General features: G+C 54.7%; 17 protein-coding genes. 11 read left to right on the top strand and 6 right to left on the bottom strand.

Features of this window, described 5'->3' with window-relative positions:
• Positions 1-1241 (top strand): hypothetical protein (locus tag B2310_RS08395; protein ID WP_290730457.1); only part of this gene is annotated, 1241 nt, incomplete at its 5' end.
• Between the two features lie 107 nt (positions 1242-1348).
• Here the strand turns inward: B2310_RS08395 and B2310_RS08390 are convergent.
• Entirely contained in the window at positions 1349-6460 is a 5112-nt protein-coding gene (locus tag B2310_RS08390; protein ID WP_290730454.1) for an InlB B-repeat-containing protein, read from the bottom strand.
• A gap of 215 nt (positions 6461-6675) precedes the next feature.
• Here B2310_RS08390 and B2310_RS08385 point away from each other — a divergent pair, with 215 nt between their 5' ends.
• The 5 genes from B2310_RS08385 to B2310_RS08365 all read left to right on the top strand — a co-directional run bounded on the left by B2310_RS08385 (position 6676) and on the right by B2310_RS08365 (position 12214).
• Positions 6676-7095 (top strand): acyl-CoA thioesterase, encoded by a 420-nt coding sequence (locus B2310_RS08385; protein WP_173382656.1) that lies wholly within the window; start codon positions 6676-6678, stop codon positions 7093-7095.
• Between the two features lie 37 nt (positions 7096-7132).
• Positions 7133-7549: an acyl-CoA thioesterase gene (locus B2310_RS08380; RefSeq protein ID WP_290730451.1), complete on the top strand. Its 417-nt coding sequence runs from the start codon at positions 7133-7135 to the stop codon at positions 7547-7549.
• A 4-nt stretch (positions 7550-7553) separates the two neighbouring features.
• Positions 7554-8366: a hypothetical protein gene (locus B2310_RS08375; RefSeq protein WP_290730448.1), complete on the top strand. Its 813-nt coding sequence runs from the start codon at positions 7554-7556 to the stop codon at positions 8364-8366.
• Positions 8367-8369: 3 nt separating this feature from the next.
• Positions 8370-9662, top strand: a complete 1293-nt coding sequence (locus B2310_RS08370; protein ID WP_290722700.1) for a replication-associated recombination protein A — start codon at positions 8370-8372, stop codon at positions 9660-9662.
• A 173-nt stretch (positions 9663-9835) separates the two neighbouring features.
• Complete coding sequence (locus B2310_RS08365) at positions 9836-12214, top strand: DUF4859 domain-containing protein (RefSeq protein WP_290730445.1); 2379 nt, start codon at positions 9836-9838, stop codon at positions 12212-12214.
• A 59-nt stretch (positions 12215-12273) separates the two neighbouring features.
• Here the strand turns inward: B2310_RS08365 and B2310_RS08360 are convergent, their stop codons facing one another.
• Positions 12274-13257 (bottom strand): SIR2 family protein, encoded by a 984-nt coding sequence (locus B2310_RS08360; protein WP_290722705.1) that lies wholly within the window; start codon positions 13255-13257, stop codon positions 12274-12276.
• Between the two features lie 327 nt (positions 13258-13584).
• On the opposite strand from B2310_RS08360, the gene B2310_RS08355 reads away from it, so the two are divergent.
• Genes B2310_RS08355 through B2310_RS08335 form a run of 5 tightly spaced genes read left to right on the top strand, consistent with a single transcriptional unit; the run spans position 13585 to position 23282 of the window.
• Entirely contained in the window at positions 13585-14376 is a 792-nt protein-coding gene (locus tag B2310_RS08355) for a hypothetical protein (protein WP_290730442.1), read from the top strand.
• 57 nt (positions 14377-14433) lie between these two features.
• Positions 14434-14598, top strand: coding sequence for a hypothetical protein (locus tag B2310_RS08350; protein ID WP_173382651.1), 165 nt, complete (start codon positions 14434-14436; stop codon positions 14596-14598).
• A gap of 20 nt (positions 14599-14618) precedes the next feature.
• Positions 14619-18005, top strand: a complete 3387-nt coding sequence (locus B2310_RS08345; protein ID WP_290730438.1) for an exodeoxyribonuclease V subunit gamma — start codon at positions 14619-14621, stop codon at positions 18003-18005.
• On the top strand, positions 17998-21423 hold the full coding sequence (locus B2310_RS08340) for a UvrD-helicase domain-containing protein (RefSeq protein ID WP_290730435.1): 3426 nt from the start codon (positions 17998-18000) through the stop codon (positions 21421-21423). The genes B2310_RS08345 and B2310_RS08340 overlap by 8 nt, the downstream gene beginning before the upstream one ends.
• 2 nt (positions 21424-21425) lie before the next feature.
• Entirely contained in the window at positions 21426-23282 is a 1857-nt protein-coding gene (locus B2310_RS08335; RefSeq protein WP_290730432.1) for an ATP-dependent DNA helicase, read from the top strand.
• A gap of 57 nt (positions 23283-23339) precedes the next feature.
• Here B2310_RS08335 and glmM read toward each other — a convergent pair whose 3' ends face one another.
• The 4 genes from glmM to B2310_RS08315 all read right to left on the bottom strand — a co-directional run.
• Positions 23340-24680, bottom strand: a complete 1341-nt coding sequence (glmM, locus tag B2310_RS08330; protein ID WP_290730429.1) for a phosphoglucosamine mutase — start codon at positions 24678-24680, stop codon at positions 23340-23342.
• 18 nt (positions 24681-24698) lie between these two features.
• Entirely contained in the window at positions 24699-25031 is a 333-nt protein-coding gene (locus B2310_RS08325) for a cupin domain-containing protein (protein ID WP_290730426.1), read from the bottom strand.
• Between the two features lie 55 nt (positions 25032-25086).
• Positions 25087-25212, bottom strand: a complete 126-nt coding sequence (locus B2310_RS08320) for a hypothetical protein (RefSeq protein ID WP_290722721.1) — start codon at positions 25210-25212, stop codon at positions 25087-25089.
• Positions 25213-25382: 170 nt separating this feature from the next.
• The coding region (locus B2310_RS08315) for an FISUMP domain-containing protein (RefSeq protein ID WP_290730423.1) at positions 25383-26929 on the bottom strand (1547 nt) is incomplete at its 5' end.

Raw genomic sequence — 26929 nt, 5'->3', positions numbered from 1 at the left:
AAGAGGCCAAGGCTGCCGAAGAAGCTAAGGCCGCCGAAGAAGCCAAGGCCGAAGACTCCAAGCCGGCCGAAAATACCAACCCGGGTGAAGTCGCGAACGCTGCCGGCAATGCTTTCAGCATGCTCAAGGCCAGCATGAGCGAAGGAACTTCCGCCGCCAACATGGAAGTGAAGTTCTCCGGCGAAGTCGAATTTGACGCCTACACGGGCGACCTCATCAACGAAGACGACGTCAATCACAACTACTGGACCACCTTCGACTTCAATATCGACGTGAAGTTCAACGAGAAGTGGTCCGCACACGTGGGTGTCGAAGCTGACGGTCCCGTCGAAGCTCCGGGCATCGGCTACAACGGCGCTTTCGTGCAGTACAAGCCTGCCGACTTCTTTGCCGTGAAATTCGGTGACCTCACCTTCACGGAAGGCGCGTTCAAGGCCTACTACGGCTACGACGACCCGACCTACAACGCCGCCGGCATGGTGGAACACGATATCCGCGGTCTCCAGATCGAACTCGCCGGACTCGAACTCGGCATCGGCTTTGGCCGTAACGCAAACGACGTGTCTTGCGATGTCCTCGGCGCCTGCGCAAACGGCAAGGTCTACAACGCCCATTTGGCTTACGAATTCGACTACGCCGGTCAGCACCTGCGTCCGTTCTTCGACTACAAGAGCTACCAGACCGAAGAACACAACGAACTGCATGCCGGTATCGATGCCGGTATCAACATCGGCGGCTTCGGCTTCCGCGCTGTGTACGGCTTCCACGCCGACTTCCTGGGCGATGACGAAGATGTCGTACCGAATACCGACCTGACCTCTGTCGCCCACACCATCTTGGCTGAACCCACCTTCGACGTGGCCATGTTCCAGATCAAGACGAGCTTCTTCTTCGCCTTCATCGGCGAAAACGACGCAAACGAAATCGAAGGCCAGAACATTTCTACCTTCAACCGTCTCGCTGGCAACGACTTCGAAATCCCGGAATACATGTTCATCTATGCTGAACCCGCCCTCAAGGTCGGTGGCTTCATGAAGTTCGGTATCCCGGTCGAATTCCACACCAATACGCTTGACACCGATGTGGATGACACCAAGACGATCGACGTTGGCGGCCGCCTCTACCTCACCCCGGTCGAACATCTCGATATCACCCTCCTGGGCATGGTTGACATTCCGGTCGGCGACAACGACAACGATGTCGGTCTGCGCTTCGGTGCAGAAACCGTGTTCAGCTTCTAATCTAGAATTAGACTCTTGACAGAAAAAGTTCCCGGCTGATGCCGGGAACTTTTTTTCTGTAGATCTATAGACTCTTAATGGGCCACGCCTAACGGGCACGCACAAGCCTATCGCACGGAAACACGCCGGGTTGCGCGGCCAATGCGGACAAGGTAATTGCCTGCGCGGCTGACCGGAATGGAGAAATTCGACTCCCCTACCCTGCCGGAACTAAGCACGCGGCCCTGCATGTCGAACAGGGCGAAGGCCGCACCAGGACGGGCTCCGGAAACCTGGAGTTCGCGGTTCATCGCCGTCACACGGAACGAGGGTGCCATGGCGATTGCCGGGATGGCGTCCTTGCAATCCTTGCCCTTGCATTCGGAGCTACTGGATTCCGGTTCCTTGCTGGAGCTGGAACTAGATTTCTCGCTGCTCGAGGAGACGGCAGAAGAGCTGCTTTCTGCGCTGGAACTGGAACTTTCGGGATTGACCGGCGCGAAGTTCGCCGTGACCGTAGTATCGGAAACGACCGTGAGGCGGTACTGCGTGCTCACGAGGCGCACGTCGTCTTGCCAGTTGCTCAGCACGTAGCCGTTATCCGCGACGGCGACAAGTTCAGCCTCTTCGCCATACTTGTAGATTCCATTTTCCTTGAGGCCCCTCACTACGCCCCAGTTCCCGTTGTTCACCTTCACGGTCACCTTGTATTCCTTCGGTTCCCACTTGGCGTAGAAAATCTTGTCGCCCGCATCCTTACCAGAAATTTCGGTGACGACGCTGCCCTGGAAGTTGGCCGACCTGAACCAGCCCTTGAAATCGTAGCCCGTGCGCGTGGGTTCGGGGAACACAAGGCCCTCGCCGTACGTGTATGTCGTGGGAGCGTTCTCGAGCTTGCCACCGTTCAGATTGAGTACGAGGGCAAATTCGGACTTCGTCACGAGAACCGGGTATTCGTCGCCCTGCGTCCAGGCCGTACCGGTAATGCCGTTTTCGACAGCGACTCCTTCACCGTCCTTCTGTACATAGTTGTGGAGCGAATCCGCGACCGTGCCGTCCCTAAACTTTTCCATCGGGAGAATAATTCCGAGCGACGAGGTATCGAGACCTTCGACAGTCGGCGCAACGAAGTTGTTCTCGAAGACAAGATTCGTGCCGTAGGACACCGCCATCACGTAATCGATGGCGCCATACCTCTCGTTTGTCCTGGAGATTTCGCCAATGCTGTAGTTGTTAGCGACAATACCGAAAACATCGCTATAGTAGACACGCGAAATAAGGCCCGCGACATACGTGTTATTCGGGCTCGTACTGCGCACTGCACCCGTATTGTAGTTGTTCGCGATTGCAACTTCCCCACTGCCGGATATATCCGAAATGAGACCCGCCATATAGGCGGAAGGCCCGCTGATTTCACCGGCGTTGTGGTTCTGGACGAACGTGAGCTTGCCATAGGACTGACCCAGGATTCCTGCGACCAGGCCCGCATTGTTGTTGAAGATTCGGGCGACCACCTCGCCGTTGTTTTCGCAATTCATGATGGTCGTTGTTCCCGAAACACCGCCTACAATGCCGCCCGTCGAAGAATAGCCGCCTACAATTTTCGCACTGTTGACGCTATTGGTGATGCTGATTGTCCCGTACAGGTAGCCACCAAAGCCACCCGCATTGGAGTATCCCTGTATCACACCGTCCGACGTGGAATTGGTAATGGAGAGCGTACCGCTACTGTTGGCAACAAAACCGCCAACGACGTTCGAATCGGATTTCAGGAAGCCCTTGAAATGGCAGCTATCCATCTCAAGTATCGCCCCCGGATAGTTGACCCCTCTTGAGCTTCGCGCACCCTTGATAGATGCCACAAAGCCGGCCACTCCATTCTTCACACCGCTAAAGTAGGTATCATCGAGGGTAACTTTCTTGATGACGACGGGCCCTTCGGCCTGCAGGGCCGGGTCGTAGTTCCCTTCGTAGATTTCATTGAAGAAGGCCATAGGCTTCTTGGGTGCGGCAACGCCGTAAAGGCCGGATATCTTGTGGCCCTGGCCGTCGAACTTGCCCGAGAACGACTCTATAATTTCCCAGGGCAGGAACTTCGCCACGTTCGCACTGTCGAGCGTGCCGTCTTCCTTGAGCACGTTCTCGTTCACCACGATATCTGCAGTAAGCTTGCCGCATATTTCGGGATGGTTCCAATACGACATGCCGTGCGTCCCGTTCACGTATGCCGCAAAGCCGTAGAGTTCTGCCGCATTCGAAATCGCGTAGCAGTTGTCCGTTTCGTCAAGTTCCGGCATCTTGAGCTTGAACCAGGCCGCATAATACGTCTTGTCGCCGGAATCGTCCGGGGTAATCGCCGTCACGGGCGTGCCCTCGAGTTCGGCGTTGTCGTACCAGCCCGCAAACAGGTTGCTGTCGAGCCGCACGTCGTTTGGGAGTTCAAGGCCGACACCTTCCGTATAGATAACCGCCCCGCCGGAATAGATGGTACCGCCGTTCGTCTCGTAGGTTACGCCGAAGGTCCTCTGCAGTTTTGCCCAGTATTCCTTGTCACCCGAATCCATGTTGGTAATGGCATAAACTCTTTCGCCCTCGAATTCGGGATTGTCGTACCAGCCCATGAACGAGGCGTTTTCCATGTAGACATCCTCGGGAAGCGCCTTCGAGAAACCCGCGACGTAGCTGTCGAAATACGTGGCGTTATTGCCCTCGAAGGTATGGAACGTCACCTTGTATTCTGCCGCCTGCGAGTTCTCGAGCTTGCCCGAAAGGTTCGGGTAGGCATCTGTACCCACGTTCTGGCCCCAGACGGAACCGTTCTCGCCCTTCCGCAGGACAAGCGTCACCGTGCCGTTTTTGAACAGGCTATCGGCAGCCGGGGTGCCGGCGAGTTCCCTGTAGGCCTGCGTGTTCAGGTAGTAACAGTTGTCAATGCTCACCGTCGATGCGCCCAGGTTCCCGGCAATAAACGCCTTGCTTTCCTTGTACATGAGGGATTTCGACTTCCACACGCTATAGCAGTTGGACATATACAGCGTGGTATTCGAAGACAGGTGAGCCAGGATACCGGCGATATTGTAACTGCGCCCCAGGATAAGGCCGCGGTTGTAGGTGTTCTCGAAATGGGCGGTACTCCTGTAGTTGATACTCCCCAGGATGCCCGCGGCGCCCTGCGCATCCGCGTAAGGCAGGAGCGTCGATTCGTTATATACGCCCGAAAACTTGGCACAGTAACCCGAGCCGTAATTTACACTGAACGGGACACCGACTACCCTGCCGGCAATCGCGCCAAAATAGTCGGCCTTGACCGCAAAGTACGAATCCACGAGCCCGAAATTCTTGAGCTCGGCGAACTTGTCCGCAGTGCCGCCGATGCCCGCGAAGAACCCGAAGCTTGCGTAATACGCGGAATCGGCATAGAACAGGCCCGAAACCACGTGCCCGTTGCCATCGAACACACCGGCGAAACTATCGATCGGGTTCCACGGGATATAATTCAGCGCGGCTTCAGCATCCTTGAGCGTGCCATCCTCTTTCAGCACGTCGCTATTCACCACGATGTCGTTCGCGAGACCCGCACAGGCCGACCTTTCCCGAGTATAGCCGGCGGTTCCGTTCACGATGGCGGCAAAACCATAGAGTTCCGGAGCGGTCTTGATGACGTAGCAGCCCGCATCGTCCTTCGCAGGAGTTTTCATCTTGTACCAGCGGGCATAGAATACCTGCGCGCCCGTCGCATCCGGGTCCACAGCCTGCACCCTGTTCCCGCTAAAGTCCTCCTCGGCGTACCAGCCCACGAAAACGTAGCCATCGCGGGAAACCTTCTTCGGGAGTTTCGCGCCCAAGCCTTCCGTATATTTTTCGACCATGCCGGAATCCACAGTGCCGCCGTTCGTATTGAGCGTAATGGAAGCGACCGCCATGAACTTGCCCCAGACCGTAGCGTCGGTATCTGCTGCGGCGACATGCGAGAGCGTATCGCCCTTGAACTCGGGATTGCCGAACCAGCCGAGGTTCTCGTAACCCGCGCGCTCGATATCGGGAATCCTGACCGCGAAGCCCTTCGGGGCCGCAATTTCAATATTCTCGCCACCGTGCGTATCGAAAGTAACCGTCCTTGCCTCGAAGGTCGCATTCTTCACCTCGCCCGTAAGCACGGGATGGGAATCCGTACCCACGTCCTGGCCCCAGACGGAGCCCTCGAAACCCGCATAGTCATAAGCATGCATGAGGCTTGCAACAGAGCCGTCCGCGAGTTGTGCCGCCGTGACTGCCGTACCGTAATGCTCGTTGCGGCCGGGAGCGACATAGAATACGTTGTCTATCATTTCCAGGGCGTAGCCCTTCTCGCCGACAATGGACTTGACATCGATGGAAGTTTCCTGTTTGTCGAGCTTGACCTCGCCCAAGTTCATCACGTTAACAAGCGCGCCTCCATAGCTCCAGTGTTCGCCCACGATACCGCCGGACGAAGAATCCGACGTGACAGTCCCCAGGTTGTAGGAGTTGACAATCCACGCCCTGTTCATGTAGTAGACGCCACCGACAATGCCGCCTGCACCGCTCCCCGCAAAGACGGAGCCCTCGTTGAAGCTGTTCCTGACAACGTAACCGCCATCACCGCCCGTAGAGCCACCAATCAGGCCCCCCGCAAAGCGCCCACTCACGACCACGCCATCAAAAGAGACGTTGTCGAGAACCGTGGCCACATTCGAATACGCATGGCCGACAATGCCGCCCACTTCGAATTTTCCGCGGAAATAGGAGCCCTGCACACGTAGATTCTTGACGGTCACTTCGGGATAATTGAACCCTTCCCTGTTAGCGGAATTGTACGGGGCATTCGTCGAACCGATAAGGCCGACCGGAGACTGCAAGGAATCGTTAAAATAGAGGCCCGTGATGGAATGCCCCTGCCCGTCGATACTCCCGGTAAACGCGATAAGCGGCGTCCAGGTCGCAAAATTTGCCGTATCCGCCACGTTGAGGTTCCCTTCCGCGTCGAGGACGTTCTCGTTCACCACGATATCCTTCGCGAGTTTTCCGCAGGCGAGCGAATCCTTCACAAAGCCGTCGGTTCCGTTCGCGATAGCGGCAAAACCGTAGAGTTCTGCAGTGCTCGAAATCTGGTAGCAACCATCCTTCAGTTCGGGCGTCTTGGGGGTGACTGTCACCGCCCCCGCAAAGACGCTAGAAAGCGCAAACGATGCGCAAAAAAGAAATCCCTGGATCCTGGACATCTTTGTAACTCCTGATTATAGTTTCCTAACATACAAACTGCTTTTTTATTGCTGTTTTGTGAAGACGCAAGCGTGCTTTCGCGTTGTCAAGCGTTACAATGCGAATTTGGGCGAAAAACGGGAAAAAAGGACTAAATAGGGTTTCGAGATATGCGGCAGCCATGTAAAAATTGGTTGACAGGTGTAGCGGTGCGTCCAATAACTATATTTTGCCCATGCTAGTAAAAGGTTTGAGTTATACGAGCCATATCGAGGTCCGCTACGCCGAAACCGACGCCATGGGGGTCGTGCACCACGGATCCTACCCCATCTGGTTCGAACAGGCGCGCATCGATTTTTTCAAGTCCATCGGAGCCCCCTACACGGCCATCGAAAAAGAGGGATTCCAGAGTCCGGTACTCGAATTGGTTGTCCGCTACAGGCAACCCTGCAAGTTCGGCGACACCGTAGACATCGAAACAACCATTTACAAGGTAAACACGCTGAAATGGAAATTCCAGTACAGGCTGTTCGTTGGCGAGACTCTCTGCGCCACGGCATCCACCCTGCATGCCTTCACCAAAGGCGGAGTCCCGACCATGGAAAAGCCCGAATGCTTCAAGAAGGTAGAAGGCAAGCTTTTCCCGGATAAATAGGCCGGACTTCGCAAAAATTTGTTTGTATATTTAGTTTATGGAAACTTGCACATTCAAGCATACCGCCCGCGTCGAAGTGCGCTATGCGGAAACCGACCAGATGGGAATCGTCCACCACTCCGTTTACGCCGTGTGGTTCGAGCAGGCACGTACCGAATACTTCCGCGAGGCGGGCGCGAGCTACGCCGACATGGAGGCCGAGGGGTTCTCGAGCCCGGTGCTCGAACTGAACGTGCAGTTCAAGGCGCCCACGCACTACGGCGAATTCGTGGATATCGAGACCACCATGATTCGCGTAGACAAGCTGCGCATCCGTTTTGAATACAGGGCAAGCGTGAACGGCAAGCTGTGCACCACGGGCTCCACGCTCCACTGCATGCTCAAGAACGGGCGCCCCACGCGCGAACTGCCCGCAAGTTTCAGCAAGTTCGAATTCGTTAGCGAGGAGAAATAGACGCATGGAAAATCAGGAAGAGACCGTCCAGATTCACATCAGGTCGCTGGACAAGACCGTAGACTTCCCTGTCAGGAGTTCCAGCCCGTGCAAGCGCTGCAAGGGCACCGGGATAAAGGACAAGAAGCCTTGCCCGATATGTTGCGGTTCCGGCAGCATCAAGATGCTCGACTGCATCCGCTGCAACGGCACGAAGCAGATTGAAAATGGCCTCAAGTGCAATATCTGCAAGGGCGAAGGGACTATCTCCGAAGCAAAGACAAACGAGTTCCTCCAAGCCCGCCAGTTCTGCGAAGAATTCCAGAAGAAACCGGCAAAGACAATCCTGATTTGCCTCGCATGCCTCATCGTGCTTGGCGCGTGCTCCTACTTTATTTCGAGTTACCTGTTCGTAGACCTCCGCATGATTCAGTCATGGAATGTCTACATCCCGCTTTTGCTCGGGCTCGGCGCCGGATTCTACGTGCTGGTAACCCTCCACAAGATGCACGTGGGTTCGTACCTGCCCGCACCCAAGAAGTTCATGATTTCAGCCGCAGTCATCGCCCTCGGTATCGCGGCCATTGCCATTCCGGGCCCCGTTGCCGGGCGCTACCACTGGATGGAAAGCGAAGCGAAGGAAATCATCAGCGAAGCCCTTGCAGAAGACAACCTTTCTTGCCAGAGCGTCAAGGTATCCAGCCACGACGGCAACGACTATCACGGAATCGCGACGATTTCTGATGGCGATAAAATCAAGATAATCATCCACTACAAGAAAGTCGAAGAAACGAGCCGCGAAATCGGCTACTCCATCGAAGTGGAACCCGTGGAATAAGATATGGACCAGCCGCTCGCCGAAAGACTGCGCCCGCAGAACCTGGATGAATTTTTAGGCCAGAACAAGATTCTGGGCGAGCAGAGCCTTTTGCGGAAAAGTCTCGAGAACGACAATGTGCCGAGCATGATTTTCTGGGGGCCGCCCGGCTGCGGAAAGACGAGCCTCGCGCACGTGATTCGGCAACATACCAAAAAGCGCTTCGTCGCCCTTTCGGCAGTCGCGAGCGGCGTGAAGGAAGTGAAGGAAGTCCTCGCCGACGCGCGCACGATGAAGAACGCGTTCATGGACACGATTCTCTTCATCGACGAAATCCACCGTTTTAACAAGGGCCAGCAAGATGCGCTGTTGGGTGCCGTCGAGGACGGCACGGTGACGCTCATAGGCGCCACCACCGAGAACCCCGGGTTCGAGGTCAACAGCGCCCTCCTGAGCCGCTGCCAGCTGATACTGTTTGCACCCCTCAGCAAGGAAGACCTGCGCACGCTGATTTTCAGCGCACTGCGCGACCACCCGCGGGGCCTGCAGCTCAAGGACGTGGAAGTCGAAGAGGCGGTTATAGACAAACTAATCGCACAGTCCGACGGCGACGCACGCTTTTTGCTGAACCAGATTGAATGGATTGGCAAGAACCTCGGCGATCGCAAAATCATCGACGAGAAACTGCTGGAAGAATTCCAGTACAAGAAGCCCCTGCGCTACGACAAGAGCGGCGAGGAGCACTACAACCTGATTTCGGCGCTCCACAAGTCGGTGCGCGGATCTGACCCGGATGCGGCCCTCTACTGGCTGCACCGCATGCTGCAGGGTGGCGAAGACCCGCGGTTCATACTGCGCAGGCTGATGCGCATGAGCATGGAAGACATCGGGCTTGCAGACCCGAACGCACTCTTGCTCGCGACCGCCGCCCGAGAGGCATACGACTTCATGGGCATACCCGAGGGCCTCATCGCGCTCGACGAACTTGCGGTTTACCTGTCGCTTGCGCCCAAGAGCAACAGCCTGGAACTCGCCGGAATGAAGGCAGACTCCATCGTGAAGCAAACCGGGACACTGCCCGTACCGCGCGCATTCCGCAATTCGGTAACGAAGGTCGGCGAAAAGCTGGGCTACGGCGTTGACTACCAGTACGACCACGACAGCCCGGGCGCATATTCCGCGCAGGAGCATTTGCCCAAGCAACTCGAAGGCACCGAGATTTACCAGCCCAAGCCCTACGGCAAGGAAAAGGCTCTGGGCGAGCGGCTCGCGCAGCTGAAGCAGATAAAAAGAGAAAAGAAACAGGCCGAGAAATAAATAATTTTTACACAAAAATACGCTAAAATACAACATTTAAACATATTTTAGTGCATTCATAGAATTACTTTTACACACTTTCAACACGGAAACAGCACGCCGGGAGGGGCAAAACCTAGGATTTCCGGGCGCAAAAACCTATTTCTAGCATAGCATCAAAACTGGAGTGTGTTATGCAGAAAAAGTGTATGGGATGGATAGCCGCGGCAGCGCTCGCGGCAGGGATGGGGGCAACGGCCTCCGCAGCGGAAGGGGACGCCTACACATGGCCCGCCTACCGCTCTGACCTCGATTACGACACCAAGTCGAACCTGGGCGAAATCAAACCGCCCACCAAGTTCAACAACAACTGCTCGGGCGTGACCGGCAAGAAGGCCGGCAAGTGGTGGGCCTTCTACTGGGGCAAGGATCGCGACAGCCGCATTACCGACGTGACTATCGACAGCATCCTCAAGAAATACGATACCGACTTCGAGTACCTCTATAACGAGATGGGCTGGGCCCCTGACGCACAGGCACAGGACGGCCAGTACAGCGCCGTGTACTACTACGGCTCGGGCACGTGCGCGGGCGGCGCAAAGACCGACACCACCGGCGGATGGCAGACATGGGTCGCGGGCTACACGGCCGTCGCGGCATCGTTCTACCCGCTGTACAGTTTCAACACGAGCTGCCCCTACCGCGATCGCGTGGCACAGATGGACGCGATGATCCACGAGGGCATCCACTCGATGACGAACGGCTACCCCGGCGCCAAGGAGGCGCACTGGTTCCAGGAAGCGGGCAACACGTGGATCCAGCAGGACATGTTCAGCCACCGCGAAGGCGTCTATAGCGGCATGGGATTCCTGAACGCGGCGACGGTGATCGCGCCCTTCATGCCCATCGAATGCTACTCGGGCTGGCTCATCGACGGCACCTTCGGCGGCCCCGGCGCCCAGGGCGTCACCGGCAAGAACCAGCGCTACCTTCTGGGCGGCGCGCAGTACAGCAACATATTCCCCACGTTCATGGGCACATGGCTCGGCACGGGGTCCGTGCGCTGGGTGTACGGGCACGCCTACGGTAAGACTACCTACCTGCTCGAAACCTACGGGCTCGACATCGGCCTCGGCGACGAGGGCGTGCGCAGGCTCATCACGGAATTCCGCGCAAGGCTCGCCATGCTCGACATGAAAAAATGGTCGAACGAAATCAAGAACCTGCTGAACCAGAATTTCGGGAGCGATACCTACTGGGAACAGGACATGTGGGACAACAACAGGAAAAGCTACACCTGGAAAATGACTCCGTACCAGAGCGTCACCACGAGCAACGGCGACTGGGTGCCGAACCAGGACTTGACTCCGGGATGGTCGGGCTCGAACGTAATCCCGCTCAAGCTCAAGGACGGCGCGACGCAGATCAGCATGACGCTCTACCCGAACGGCTCGCATTCCACGAACGACAACATGCGACTGGTGCTCGCCTACCGCGCCACGGACGGCACGCCGGTGTACAGCGAACCCGTGAAGGGCAACGAAACCGCAATCCTCAAGATAGCGAAGACCCCGAGCACCACAGGCGGAAGCAAGATGGCATTTGCCATCGTGGTAAATACCGACTACAACTACTCGAAGAACCCCGACATGCGCACCTACCACTACGATTACCGCCTCAAGCCCGAGGAAGGAATCAGCGGCGCAGGCGACGCGAATACGAAATACTACAACGACTTCAAGCTCGACTACAAGTGGCCCGAAATCGGCGACGCGCCCGTTGCATCGAGCAGTTCCGTTACTCCGACGTCCTCCAGTAGCTCCGTTACGCCGACATCGAGCAGTTCGAGCAGCATCGCGCCGGCGACGGTCGCAGCGACATACGAAATCAAGGTAACCCTCCCCATCGACGACAACTACGCTCCGGTCACCGCCACCTTCGACGTCGCCGAAGTCGCAGACAAGCTCGGGCTCACCGCGGCAAGCCTCTCGAAGGCGACCTTCTTCGCGCAGGAACCCAGCGGGAACAAGGCAACCGAATCTACCGCGAACGCTCCCGGCCACTGGTTCGGCATGGCGGGCAACGTGGTGGAATGGGGCGAAAACGCCTATGTATTCAGCGAAGCGGATATTGCGAAGGGAACCCTCTCCATCGGGCACTACCCGAACCGCGTGAATAACGGCGATACATACAAGTTCACGCAGGGACTCGAGTACAACGGGAAAACGGTCCTCTTCAAGGTGACAGTCACCCTCACGAACGAGCAGGGCAGCGGAGCCGGCGAATCGACCACAGCACTGATGTACGGCCTCAAGGGAATCGCGACGCACATGGAACTCTCCCTTGCCCGCAGGAACCTCAGCGTGCGCTACTCGCTCCCGAACCGCGACAACGTGAAGATAAGCCTGTTTACCGGATTCGGCGCGCTAATCGACCAGAAGGTGACGGGAATCCAGAACGCAGGCGGGCACGTGCATACCTTCGACATGAGCGAGATGCCCGCGGGCACCTACATCGTGAAGGTATCGACCGGCAGCTACCACGAGGCGCGTCCGATAAACATTACCAAATAACCGGCTTTTCATTCCGATCCAACATGGATAAGGGAAGGCAACCGCCCTCCCTTATCTTTTTATACCCAGCGTTCCAAAAAATCCTTCGCGTCGCGGCTCACGACCAGGCTACCCAGCAGGCGTTGCAAGCGTCCAAGCACTGGGGAATTTTCCGGCTCGAAAACCACCACCTTCTTGAAGCGTTCGCGATGCCGCAGCAAAAATTCCAGGTTGTTCATGTCCGTCTTCGGGAAACCGTAACCCAGGAAGTATATCTCCTGCGCATTCTTGAGGTAATAATCCGCCTTGCTCCAGAGCAGGTTGAAGAGACTCCCGCGCAAAAAGGATTCCTTCGCATGTGCCATCGGGATGTAGATGGGCGTGTCTTCGCGGTAGATGGGGAAACTGCGGTCGCAGGGTTCCACCTGGCACACGTTCTTGAGGTCAAGCGGGTCGGAGGCTCCCTTTACCGGGTACCAGTTGAGCGAACCGTGTAGCTTGATGAGGTCGACCGTGAGCGTCCGCGGGGCACGAACCGCACTCCGGTCCGCAGGGTCAATGCGCACGCCGTAATCCACCGCCACGCGCGAACTCATCTCCGGGTCGGCAGCAATCACGTCCTCGACAAGCGTATCGTAGTTGAACGTGAGCAACAGCGTATCGCGCACGCCCTCGCCCGGGCAGTTCTCGCACCCCCCAAGGAACTTGCGGAGCACCGCGGCCGATTCCGCATCCACACCCTTGTCGTGCCGGATTTCGCTCGCAATAAACCGCAAAAGCTCGAACCGCAGGCTAGAATGGTACAGGCTCTCCCGCACCCCCGGGAAAATCTGCGCCGAAAGAATCGAAGTCGAAAGCCGCTCGATGTCCAGGTAATCCGGCTGGCCGTTACACAGTTCTAAAAAGCGCGTGCAGTATTCGCGCAGATGCGGAAACTCGTCCGGAATGCCGAAGGGAATGCGCTCGTTCAGGTCGCGGAGCGTGGGCATCTGCGGGCAGAAAGACTTGCTGAAGCCGGAGCCCAGCACAAAAATACGGCGGTATGTACCCGATGTAGTATCCATGGTCTAGCGCTCCTTTAATCATTCTTAATGCAACGAACAGGATCCAAGGCTTTTTTATCCATATAATCACCAAAATTGAGTGCAGAAGACTTGTTAAATATAACAGGATAGGCGGAAGTTTTTCTAGAGCTGCGTTCAGTCGACTGCCAAAACGCCGCAAGTTTGGTTCTGTCAGAAACGCTACTTATGGTGTCATAGGGAAGTTCCGGATCGCATGGATTTTGTATATTACGCTTTAGATTTATGCATGTATTCACATTTATGCATAAATTGTAGCAAAAACGCCAACTATAGAACAAACACAACGCCATTGACAGGAGCTCAATTATGGCAACAATTCACATCGACGACTCGAAACCCTTCCCGTACATCCCGGCGGAGCCGAACAACAAGCGCGAAACTTTCGCGGATTTCTGCAAACGGCAGGCGTCTGGGCTAAAACTAATCAGCGACGAAATTGAACAAGAAAACAGGGAGCAGGAGGAATTGCACAAATTCCAGGAAAGGAGTGTTGAGCGCAAGAAGAAACTGCTGTTCGACAACCTCGACATCATCATGTGCCACAAGGACGAAATACTCGCAACACCGCGCTACGCCAACATAGACGTCCACTACGCCATCAAGGGCGGTGGGCTCTACGTAGGCCCCCTGCAAACCTCAAGGGCATTCAACATCGCAGGCAGCATCGTCAGGGTCGGCCTCAGGCTCGCGACACTCCTGCGTATCTGGGAAACCGACCAGTTCATGGTGGAATGCAGGTGCGGCGGCACAGCAGTCATCCGCTCGTTTACGGGCTCGCCCCTTTCGGGAGGTTCGCAGGCGACGGCGATTTGCCCCAGTTGCAAAAAGGAAATCCGCGTCGCGAACCGCAGTTTCGGGCAGTATTTCTGGTTCTTGCAGACCAGCCTTTCCGAAGACGTCGAGGCCGTCGCGAGGGATTTTATCGCCAAATGGACGCTCGCCGAAACGGAACACGAAAAGAAGGTCGCCGAAGGGAAATACAGAGACCCCAGACCAGGCGACGATCTCCACGGCGACGGCAAACCGAGCTCTCTCGAAACCATGATCAACGAACTGAAAATGAAGGAATTTGACGAATCTGTGTATTCACGAACATAAATGACAGTATTTGTCACAAATATTGATTAGATTTAGTCAGCAGAAAAGGAGTAAACCATGACACTCGAAGAAAAGGTAAAAGAACTCTACAACGAACTGAAGCCCAAGTGCGAAGCGGAAGGCCTGAATCACTTTTGGGAAGTCCACAAGGCATTAAGGCGATTCCGCAAAGAACATCCCGATCTGGACGAGCAGTGGTCCAGAGAAGCCGAAGGGCTGTAACTTATAACTATATTCTTGCCATGCTGCACTTGAAATTCGCACTGAACCTGGAAAATCTGGCCGACGAGATGATCGACGCCCTTGGCAAGTGTTGGACGGACCCTTTCGATTCGCCCATCGTGATTTTCCCGGACCCGAAAATCGAGCAGTGGTTCAGGCTGCGCTACATTGCGAAATGCGGCGTCCTTGCGAATTTGGAAATTGTCACCCTCGACAAATTCCTGTTCAGGTATTTGACGCAAGGGGACACGTCCAAGCAGAAGTTGACTGCAGATATCCTGTGCAACGTGCTAATCGCCTACTTGAACGAGACCTATTCCGCAAAGCCGAAATCGATTCCGAAAGAAATCAAGAAGTACCTCTATAAAAAGTCCGGCGAAATCGACGAATCCAAGTTGTTTGATTTTGCACGCACGCTGGCAGGGCTCTTCTTGGAATACGAAACGAGCCGCCCGGGCGGTTTTATTTCGCCCTTGCAGAACAAGCATCACGAAGGCCTGCTTGCCTACTGGAAAGAGGGCGAGTTGCGGGACTTTTTCTCGGACAAGGGCCGTGTATTGCCCAAGGAAAAATGGCAGCGCGACGTGTATGCACAGCTGTTCCACAATGCGGGCGGTAAGTCCCTGCTGACTCGCGTGTTCGAGGCGACGCACAAGCGCACGGGCAGCGATACGGAATACCTCACGATTCCCTACCTGTTTTCGCAGCAGACGGATTCGTCGCAATGGAAAAAACCGGTCTTCATTTTCAGTCTTTCGGGCATGGGACAGTTCTACCGCGTAATCTTGCAGAGGTTTGCGCAGGAACACGACATTTTCGCCTTCATCCAGAATCCGTGTATGGAATTCTGGGAAGATGTGGGCAACCGCGCCGTGACGCGCTGGAGCAAGAAAGACGAGCCGTCGCGAATTGCGCTCCCGGCCATCCAGGATTCCACTACCGAAGAGGGGCTTGCCCAAAACGAGAACTTGCTCCTTAAAAACTGGGGCCGCACCGGCCGCGAAAACATTCGCCTGTGGTGCTTGGCGTCGGACTATACTTTTGATTTTGTCGGTTACGAATACGCTCCGGATTCGCTGTTGCACCAGGTGCAGTATCTGGTTTCGCATCGCTTGAATCGCTTTGACGAATCCGAGGCGACGCCTGAATCCATTTCGCCTAAGGCCGACCGTTCGCTGACTCTTACCGCAGCACCGTCATCGCTGCGCGAAGTCGAGAATTTGCATACGCAGGTTTGCCTGCTTTTAAAGCAGGGCGTGCGCCTGGACGAGATGGTAGTGATTGCGCCCGAGCTGGATGCGTACCGCACTCCGATTGAGCAGGTGTTCAATGCGGCCCCGCGCGACAGCGAGTTTTACATTCCCTACGCGATTACGGACTACCCGGAAAAGGATTCCCTGATTGGCAAGGCCATCGCGAATCTTCTGGATATCCACCAGCAGCGTTCGATTTCGAGGCCGGCATTCTTTGACCTTGTCAAGAATCCGGTGGTCCAGTCTACGCTGCAGATTACCGACAGCGACGTGGCCGCCTGGGAAAAGTGGGTGGTAAACATGAACGTTTACCGCCATACCGTCGAGAGCGCCGAAGATGACTGGAGCCGTTGCATAAACCAGATGCTTTTTTCGCAGGTGACCGACGCGCCGTTCGCCTCGGCCCACGAGCGTTACTTGCCCTACGAAGATATCGAATCTTCAGACGACGGGCTCACCATGAAGTTTATCGCCTGCATCGACGAACTGAACCGCTGGATCCGTTTTGCGCCGGAGGGCATCGAGCCCCACCAGCCGAATTCCCTTGCGGTATTGAAATCGCATTTGGCGCATTGGGTGGCGTTGAACGCCAAGGAAGACCGCTTCGCCGTCGAAAAGAAGATTTGGCAGAGGGTGCAAGATGCAATCGACCTGATGGAATTCCAGTTCGATGCGGGCGCATCTTGGATTTCGTGGAAAATCGCAGGGCAGATGCTTTCGAGCGCCTGTCAGGATTCCCATACCGGAAACACGCGGCTTTTCAGCGGTGGCCTCACCTTTATGCGCTTCGCTGTCAACAGGGTTGTTCCGGCAAGGCATATCTTTTTCCTCGGCGCAAACGCAAGCGTATTCCCGGGACAAAAGAAAGCGAACACCATGGATTTGCGCACCCAGACAACGCGCTGGCCGGGTGACGACACTCCGGTCGACAAGAACTGCTATACCTTCCTGTGTCAACTGATGAGTGCTGCCGACGGGTTCCACATCAGTTACATCAACAGGAACCTGAAAAAAGACGAAGAACTTTTCCCGTCTTCGGTGATTCGGGATTTGCAATTCTTTATTGCCGAAAGCGCTTGCCCGAACAGTGCTGTTTTTAGGGAACGCAAGATTCCGCTGGACGAAACCCGACCGGACGAAGAACTGTTTACGCTCCGCTCCATTCGCAACAAGTTGAACCGCATTCTGGATGCCCGCGCCGAAGATGCCGAAGGAAACGAGCCGGAAGAAGTTCAAATAGCCCTGCCCGACACGGTGAACAATCGCGACTTCAAGCGGTTCTTCGATGACCCGTTCCAGTTCCAGCTGGCGCGAAAGGTGACGTTGCCGTCGGTAGAAAACGACCCCGAAAAGGAACTTTTCGAACCAGTCTCCTTGAACAATCTCGACCGCTCTATTTTGCTCAAGGATTTTGTGCAGTCCGTCATGGATGCCGAACGCATCAAGGATTCCAAGACAGAAGAGGAATGGATTTTAAAGAAGAGAATTCCGCGTGGAGTTTTTGGCGACGTCGCCCTTGACGACATCAACAAGGAATCGGAAGTTATTTACAACCTGGTTTCTGAAAGCGTTGGCTGCAGGAACGCGAAATACCAGGAACAGCTGGAAGTTTCTTTGTCGGAAGGCGTACACAGCTGGACATTGCGCAGCAAGCTTGACTGGCACAATGAACTTGCAAATGGAACGCATGTGCTATTCAGCGTCAAGTCCGGCGATATTTCCAATACAGATTTTACCAAGCTGTTTTTGGACGCCCTGCTGATTGCAGCAGCAAACTCGAACGATGCTGACGGAATCCCTTTTGAATTGAGGGTGTTCTCGAGCAAGAACAAAGTTGCCGAAAAGAAATTCTCGATAGACCGTCGCGGCGCCATGCAGCGCCTGAAAATCATATACCACCGCTGCTATGTCGAAAATTACCGCAAGTGCGTGCCCGCGAAAATGTACACCGAAGGCGACATGCAGACATTCTCCAATTACCGCCTGAAACTGGCGGGCAAATATGGCCCGTGGTCATATTTTGACGGAAAGAATCTATTCGACCCCGAAAAGTTCTCCGGATTTTCGCACGAGGATTTTTCGAAGGACTGGGAAATCGCCGTGATGGAACAAACCCGCTTGCTGGACCCGATTTGGAGGGATGACGATGAATAATGTTTTCGACATAGAATCGTTTACCGGCAACGAGAACCTTTTTATCGCGGCCTCCGCAGGCACGGGCAAGACTTACACGATTCAGCAAGTGGTGGGCAAGCTGGTGACTCAGGGAATGAACCTGAACCAGATTCTGATTGTGACCTATACCGAGAAGGCTGCCGGCGAACTCAAGGACCGCATCCGCAAAAAAATCGAAGAAGAATTCAAGAAGGATAGCGGAAACATTTACCTGCAGCAGGCCCTGCACGATGTCCAGGGCGCACCCATCGGCACCATCCACTCGTTCTGCCAGAAGGTGACGCAGGAATTCGCCTACGAAGCTGATGTGCCCTTGAAGCAGGAACTGATTGACGAAAGCGCCGTAGAAGAACTGATTCAAAAATCGATACGCGACGTGTGGGCGCACGAAGAACTTTTCAAGTGCTTTGTGAAATACAACGGCGACTTGGATAGTTTTACGGAATTGCTGAAGGGCGCCATCGCAAGCTATATTCCCGAAACGGTCCGCTTTGCAGGAAACATGGAACTTCGCCTCGGCACAAAAGACATTGACTTCGACGATGTCGGCTGCATGGCCGAAGCGGAAGACTTTACGCACTTGAGGGAAATCCCCTGTGTAGATGCCGCCTGCGATATCCTCAAGATTCACCAGGACGAACTCATTTCAAAATCCAAGACGGCAGGCGACTTGCTTAAGGCAGTGTCGTCGTGGACAAAGGGCTTCGCCCTATATAACGGCGCGTCGTTCAAGTTCAATGTCGTGGGCGATGGCTCGGAACTGGATTCGGCCCTCGGCGTCATCAAGGATTTGAAGGCTTTGCTCGACGAAAAATCGGGCGGTATCGAAACGCTGCTTTTGCACAAGTGCCTTTACGAATACACGCCCAAGCTTTTTGATGCTTGGCAACTCCACAAGAATACAAGCAAGATTCAGTCCTTCAACGACATGATTCGAAACGTCTACAAGGCAGTCCTTGATGACGATTCTCCGCTGGTAGATTCGTTGCGGCAAAAATACCTGTTCGCCATCATCGACGAATTCCAGGACACGAACCTGTTGCAATGGGAAATTTTCAAGCGCGTGTTCTTTGATGCCGACGATGGACTCCACCATATTCTGGTGGTAGGCGATCCGAAGCAATCTATCTATAGTTTCCAGGGCGCAAACGTCAAGGTTTACGAAAATGCCGTTGACCAGATTGCAAACGGCAAGGTGCTTTCGACAAACTGGCGCTCTTCCAAGGCAATGATTGAAGCCTGCAACGAACTTTTCCCGCCATTCGGTTTTGAATTCGAATCGTCGAAGAGCCCCACCGATGCTAAAAAAGATGCGACCTACAAGGGAAAAACCATCAAGCCATTCTTGGTGAGCGAGCCGAATATAGACCCGAAAGATTATGCCGAAATCGTGGTCAACAACATTGTGGACATGTGCACTTTCAAGGGCGGCAAGACAAACCTCCAGATTCCGGACAAGGGAACGGGTGAACTTCGCAACGTCAAGTTTTCGGATTTTGCCGTCTTGGCGAGAACACGTTCCGAACTTGACAATATCGAATACGGCATGAAAAAGGCCGGCATCCCGTTCTTGCGGTACATGGATGCGAACCTGTTCCGAAGTCGTGAATGCGCCGAATGGACTGCGCTTTTCAGGGCCATCGATGCCGAAGATTATTCCGACAGGAACCGCAGCCTGCTTTACGCGGCGCTCATGACGGACTTTTTCGGCAAGGACATGGACTACATCAACGCGTTCAAACCCGACGAAGACGGCGCGCAGTTTATTACCATCTTTTCGCGGTGGCATGCATTGGCAGAACAGCGCCGCTGGGCCGAACTGCAGGAATGTATTTACAGCGATGCGAGCAATCTTGTGTCGCTCAACGCTCCGGACCAACTCCAAAGCCTGAACAAGATTCGCCAAGTGGGCGATTACGCCATCGAATACCTCTATACCGCCAACGCCTCGCTCGAAGAATTGATCCGACATTTGGACGGCCTCGCTATCGGTAGCGAAGACGCTCTCGAAAATTCAAACATCGTGGCGAAGGGCACCGACCTCGACGTGGTGCAGACCATGACCATTCACGCCTCCAAGGGCTTGGAATTCCCGGTGGTGATTTCGGTCGCGAGCGAGCGCGGGCATGTAGGATCTTCGGGGCCATACGTTTTCAACAATCCATCGGGCGACCTTTCCCGCGTAATGACTTTTGAAAAAGGCGGAAAAGAAATTTGCCAGCATGAAACCGAAGAAGAATGGCGCAGGCTTTTCTATGTCGCATTCACCAGGGCCTCGTACTTGATGATTTTGCCCTGGTTCCCGAAATTCAAGCCTGACAAGAGCGGGAAAATGCGCGCCCGCTGCAAGGCGATGGACTGGTACGTAGACATTCTTGAGGGCTTTTGCAAAAAAGCCGAGAACGCCAAGTTCTTCGATTTTGTCGAAGACAAAAAGTTTAAGGACCGAAAGGAATCCGTACGCACAATTTTGAAGCTGATGCAGAAAGATTCCGAAACGGTTTCGGCGGCAAGTGTCGAATCGGCCGCACAAACGCTCAAGTCGCTTGATGTGTGGCGCAAGTTCCCGCATTCTACCTCGTACTCGCAAATTGCCCACGGTACGCAGGAGCAAGAAACGGACGAAGGCCGCCTGCAAAAAGACGAAGTCGACAGCACGAAGGCAAAAACGGAAACCGAAGCGCCAACGGCCGAAGACAAATACCCTCGCGGCGCCGAACTCGGTAACGCCATCCACAAGATTTTCGAGCTGGTCGATTTTGAAGAAGTCGGCAAGCTCGCGCTCGCAGAGGCCCTCGAATTCAAGCCGTTGCAGGAACTGGTTCGCAAGTCCTTCATTGACGAGAACCTGGATATCGAACACCACCCGCAGTGGCTCGCAAGAACAGTCGAGATGGTTTGGCATACCCTGAACGGCAAACTGGAAACAATCGAGGGCGCGCAAAAGACGGGCGAATCGTTTACCCTGAACGAAGTCTCGTTTGCAAACCGCCGCAGCGAACTTCCGTTCCACATGGCGCTGGATGGCGTAAAGGGGACGGAACTTCTGGACCGTTACTGCAAGGGCTTTATAGACCTTCTGTTTGTCCGCGATGGCCGCTACTGCATTCTCGACTGGAAATCCGACGTGCTGGGCGATTACGGGAACGAATCGATGAAAGAGCACATGGTGTTCAGGCACTACGACGTGCAGCAGATTCTCTATTCTTACGTGCTTATTCGCTGGCTCAAAGGATTCTACCGGAATTTGACGGAACAGCAGATTTTCGAGAAGTATTTTGGCGGCATCTATTACGTATTCTTCAGGGGCTGTAGCGAAGGCGAAACCTCCGGCATCATGTCGAGCACCTTCACCTCTTACGAAGAACTGAATAAACTTTACAGCGGGATTATCTAGCCATGGACAAGAGCAACGAAAACTTGATGAATGCGTTAGTCGACTGTGGCGCCGTCACCCCGTTGCAAAGGCGTCTAATGGATGCGCTTCCTGCCTTCTGCACCGATGCGGGCCCCGAACTGTTTGATCTGCTCGCTCTTTTGCTCTGCAGGCAGAATTTTGGCGACACGCGCATTCCGCTAGATTCTAGCAAACTGGAAGCGAGGCTTTCGAAGACGCTCGAAAATTTCGGCATTCCTTGCAAGCCCTGCTATAAGGAATCCCTGCAGAAAGCGGCAAGAAAAATCAACGACGGCGGTTACGAAGGAATTGTCGGTACAAGTGCGCACGAACATTCCTTTTTCAAGAAGCCCTTTACGCTGAAGGACAATTACCTTTACCCGACCAAGTATTTCTATTCCAAGCTTAACGTCGAACAGAAAGTCCGCGAACTCTTTGTGGCGCACGCCCCGGTAAAAGGGGCCGCGGAAAAATGCATCGAAAATGTCGCCTCGTTCACAAAAGACGCAAACGGAAATCCGGTACGGCTCGAAGCGGAACAGGCCGAAGCGATTGTGCGCGGCGTCAATGAAAATTTGATTGTCACGGGTGGCCCGGGCACGGGCAAGACGACCGTCATATTCTTCTTGCTTCGGGAACTTTACTGCGAGCATCCGGAAAGGCTTGCCTACCCGCTGTATCTGGCAGCCCCGAGCGGCAAGGCCGCCGACCGCATGAAGGAAAGTATCGTGAATTCCGTGAACCTGGTCGGCTCCAAGGAATTCGAGAACCATCTTGAGATTTACAACAAGATAACGAATGCGGAAACGTACACCCTCCACCGCCTGCTGGGTTACAAACCGAACGAAAACAAGTTCTTTCACGACGAACAGAATCCGTTCCCCGAAAATGCGGTTATTGTCATCGACGAAACGAGCATGGTGGATATCTCGCTTTTCGGGGCTTTCCTGAAAGCGGTTCCCAAAAGCGTGCGACTGTTCTTGCTGGGCGATGCGGACCAGTTGCCGCCTGTAGATGCGGGCGCCGTGCTTGGCGACTTGCTCGGCGTAAAAACGAATTCCACCGTCAAATTGACTGTTTCGAGACGCTTCGACAAGAATTCCCAAATCGGGAAACTCGCCTCGCTCGAAAACGCAGACACCCTTTTTGGCTTCAAGGATTTGAACTCGTGGGTTCTAGGAAGCGCTGTACAGATGCTGGGATTGACTGCCGAAAATTACTGTAACGAAGTCGAAGCCTTGCTTACCCGCTGGTTCGAAAATTACCTCTCGGACTTTGTAGATGCGGCAAGTCAAATCAATCCGCAAAAGCAGTGTTCGCCGCAAGATGCGGAGTACGCAAATTGCCAGAAGGTGTGGGAATTTTGCACGCAGTCAAAAATTCTTTCTGCCGAAAGGCAGGGCGGCATCGGCACGGACTTCATCAACCAATTCATGGAACATCTCGTCCTTGAAAAATGCCATGGCAAAAGAACATGCAAGATGCTCATGCTCGTCAAGAACCAGAAAACCTTCCGACTCTACAACGGCGACATGTGCATTCTCTGTTACGATAAATCGGGCGAAGGCTATCTGATGTTCAAGAAGGGGAACGACTTTGTCTTTTACCCCACATACCTTTTCCCGAAAGACGTATTCGAACTCGCCTACGCCTCGACCGTCCACAAGGCCCAAGGGTCCGAATACAATCATGTGCTGATGTTCCTGCCGACCCGACTGGGGCACCCCCTGCTAAATCGCCAGATTCTTTACACGGGCATCACCCGCGCCAAGAAAACCGTGACCATCGTCGCGACTCCCGAAACGTTCAAGGCCGCCTGCGAAACAGTCATCGAACGCGATACGGGAATCGAACTATAAAAAAGAGCGCCGAACGAGCACTCTTTTTTTCAAAAACAGTCCGCAGCATAGCGACGGTTAGATGAGTTTTTCCACCTTCGCGCAGAGTTCTTCCGCTTCTGCGGCAGTCGGCGCCTCCGCAATCACACGAATCACCGGCTCCGTATTGCTCGCACGCACATGCACCCAGGACTTTTCGCTCCCGAGCCACAGGCCATCGCGCTCGTCGCTCTTCCAGCCGGCAAATTCCGCCTTCACCTTCGGGAGGATATCCGCCACCTTCTTGTCGCCGAGTTCGAACTTCTTCTTCGGCATCACGTAGGCGGGGTTTTCAGCCACAAACTTCTCGGGGCCGCCGTCATGGTGCGCCATCCAGCTGAGCACCAGCGCCGCCGCCACCAGGGAATCGCGCCCGTAGTGGAGCGCCGGCAGAATCACGCCGCCGTTGCCCTCGCCGCCGATGATGCAGCCGTTCTCGATCATCTGCAGGCTCACGTTGATCTCGCCCACCTTCGCGCGGCTGAAACCGCAACCGTACTTCGTGGCAACATCTTCGTTCATGCGGCTCGTAGAAAGGTTCACGCAAACGCTTCCCTTCTTCTGGCTCAGCACTTCTTCAGTCGCAATCGCGAGCGTGTATTCCTCGCCGATACTTTGTCCTAAACCGTCCACGAGGGCGCAGCGGTCGGCATCCGGGTCCACTGCAAATCCGAGCGCGCAACCGTTCTTCTTTACGGCATCGCGCAGGTCACCCAGGTTCTCCGGAATCGGTTCCGCACCGCGCGGGAACGTGCCGTCGGGTTCACAATGCACGCGCACCACCTCGCAGCCGAGTTGTTCCAGCAGGCGCGGCACAATGTAGCTGCCCGCACCGTTCACGGCATCTACGGCCACCTTGAACTTCTTCGCGCGAATCGCCTCCACATCCACGAACGGAATCTTGAGCGTCCCGTCGATGTGGATGCCGTCGGCATCGGGCGCCACCTCGTACTTGCCCATCGTGCGATAATCCGGATAACTGAAGTTGTCCGCATCGGCGAGTTCGAAAAGCTTCTTCACGTCATCGGGCCCGAGGAAGAGCCCCTTGCTGTTGAGGAACTTGAGCGCGTTCCATTCGAGCGGGTTGTGGCTTGCGGTAATGATGATGCCCGCATCCGCCTTGAAATGCACCGTCAAGAGTTCCACCGAGGGCGTCGTCGAAAGGCCAACATCCACCACGTCCACGCCGGAGAGGCGGCATATGCCCGCGACAAACTGCACGATGGCATCGCCGGTGGGGCGGCTATCACGCCCGATGACCACACGCCTGGCCTTCGTAATCTCGAGGAAGGCGCGCACATGGCTCTTCAAGACTTGCGGGGTGAGGGTATCGCCCACGATACCGCGGATACCCGAAATAGAACGCATCAGTTTAGACATCTTGTATACTCCGTTTTTTTATCCCAGTTCCGGAACGCACGCGTAGAACACGAGCGGCTCCTCGTTCTCGTTAATCAGGCTGTGGCTGTGACCCTTCGGGCAAAAATGGCACTGGCCCGCTTCCACGTATTCCACGCCGTCGTCAAAGAGCACCTTGCCCTTGCCCGAAACGAAGAACATGATTTCGCTGTTGGTCTCGTGCTTGTGATAGCCGATAGATGCGCCCTGTTCGAGCGTCCCGTGCATAATGCGAGTCGTCCCGTCAAAGTACATCTTCGCCTTGTATTCCTTCTCGCCACCCTTGAAGTTCGGCAGCACCGTCGTTTCCATGCCTTTCAAATCGATAATCATTTTTACACCCTTAAAGACTTATTGCGCCATGAAAAATAGCATTTTAGAACGGCATCTATCCCATCGCTTCCATAACACCGACAGTCATAGCGAGCGCCGAATAAACCAGGCCCACGATAATGGCAATCTTTTCCTTGCGCCGGAATTCTTCCGCATCGTACTCGGGCGCATCAATCTTCATCTTCCACGCTCCACATGAAGTTGCCCACCGGATGCTTGTCGGCAGCCTTCTGGCCTTCAACTTTTTTAATATCGCGTTCATTCTCTGCTATAGTACAGGAAAAATACAAAAAAGACGGGCCGGGGTTAACCGGTCCGCCTTGAAATTAGATCTGCCTTCAGATCAGGGAACTAGTTCCTGACGCAACGGACATACAGCGGGCTGCCCTTACCAAACGATTCATTCAGAGTAACACCGTTAGTCGCATTAATCATCAAAGATGCGGCTCTTGCTGCAGCATTTTCCGTAGACCCCCACATGGTATATCCGGAACCTGTAGACGGAATAACCGCATTGAATCCCAGATTGTTGGAAACACCGCTCCAGGATTCATCCATCAAGGCTTCCTGTGCGGAGACACCAGTGATACTTGCAAAGTAGTTCGCATGTTCATTGAGGGCGCTCAATTCATCATAGCTAGGCAGATGCCAACCGTCAGGGCAGATTCCTTGACGGGGTTCCGTCGGATTATTAAGGGTCGACTGATATGTACCATCGATATCCATCGCTGCCGACCACTTGTAAAGCATTCCGTATTCCTCGCAATTCTGCAAATTTTCCGCTCCGGCAGAACCTGGGCAACTCCAAAGCCCCTTCAGGTTCGGCGTAGCAACAGAATCAGCATACGCAAGGTTCTGCGTCATCCAAATCTGTGTTCCTATTTTCTTGAAACTGTAAAGTTTGTTTTCCCTATAGTCGCAGAAGTGAGTCGTTGTGTTGAATTCCTCGCCATTGCACTTTTCAACGATTGTACCATAGAGGCGATTGGAACCTTCAGGAATATCGCAGAAATGCGTTTCAGGATTGTAGAAATGACCAGATGCGTTGCTAAAGGTAAAAAGACTATCCGCATCATTGATAAACGAATATATTACCATAGATGAGTTCGAAGCATAAGTCGAGCTTAAGCCATGATAGCCAGGAGCACCCGGAACATATTTAGCAGAGCCACAGTAAGCGCGCTTCTGGACTTCAGTCGAGGACACGTAAACATACAGCATCGAATCAACATCCGACTGCCTTTCAAAGCCATCGCCAACGGGAATATGGTCAAACACCAAATCCCTATCACCAAGCGTCTTGCTGTGCAGGCACTGGGCCTTGGTTGAATCGTAATACCAATGCCACTTCGGGTCATCCTTATCGCCGCAGAGGGTAAGGATTACGCCTTCTTCGCACTTCTGATCGTCGTAGTATGGCTTGCCGCCGCAGAGGGGCACAACAATGTCGTTCTCACCGCAAGCATGGGTTGTGGGGTCATAATCCTTGGTTTTTCCTTCGCACAAGGCGTAGGTCTTTCCGCCGACGCAGAACTGTTCCGCAGGGTCGTATGCCATAGTACCGCACACAGCCTTGAAAAGCGTCGTAGAGCTTGCGCCGCAGGTCACCGTCACGGTACCGTCGTTGTTGTCCGTCAACACGCAAGACACGCCGTCATCACCGGCATCGCCCTTGGCGCCCTTCAGGGCCGCGAGCCATTCGGCTTCAGTCCCTTCGAACCCGGCCGCCACTGCAAGTTCATACGCGCTCTTGCCGTTCGTGCCGTCCGTTCCGTTGGTGCCGTTCGTACCGTTCGTGCCGTCAGCACCCTTCAGCGAGGCGAGCCACTGCGCCTCAGTACCCTCGAACCCAGCCGCCACAGCCAGTTCGTAAGCGCTCTTGCCGTTTGTACCGTTGG

It is taken from the genome of Fibrobacter sp. UBA3629 (assembly GCF_002374005.1).
GTDB lineage: Bacteria > Fibrobacterota > Fibrobacteria > Fibrobacterales > Fibrobacteraceae > Fibrobacter.
Note: the sequence above shows the minus strand (reverse complement) of the source record. Positions and strands in the feature narration are given on the sequence as shown.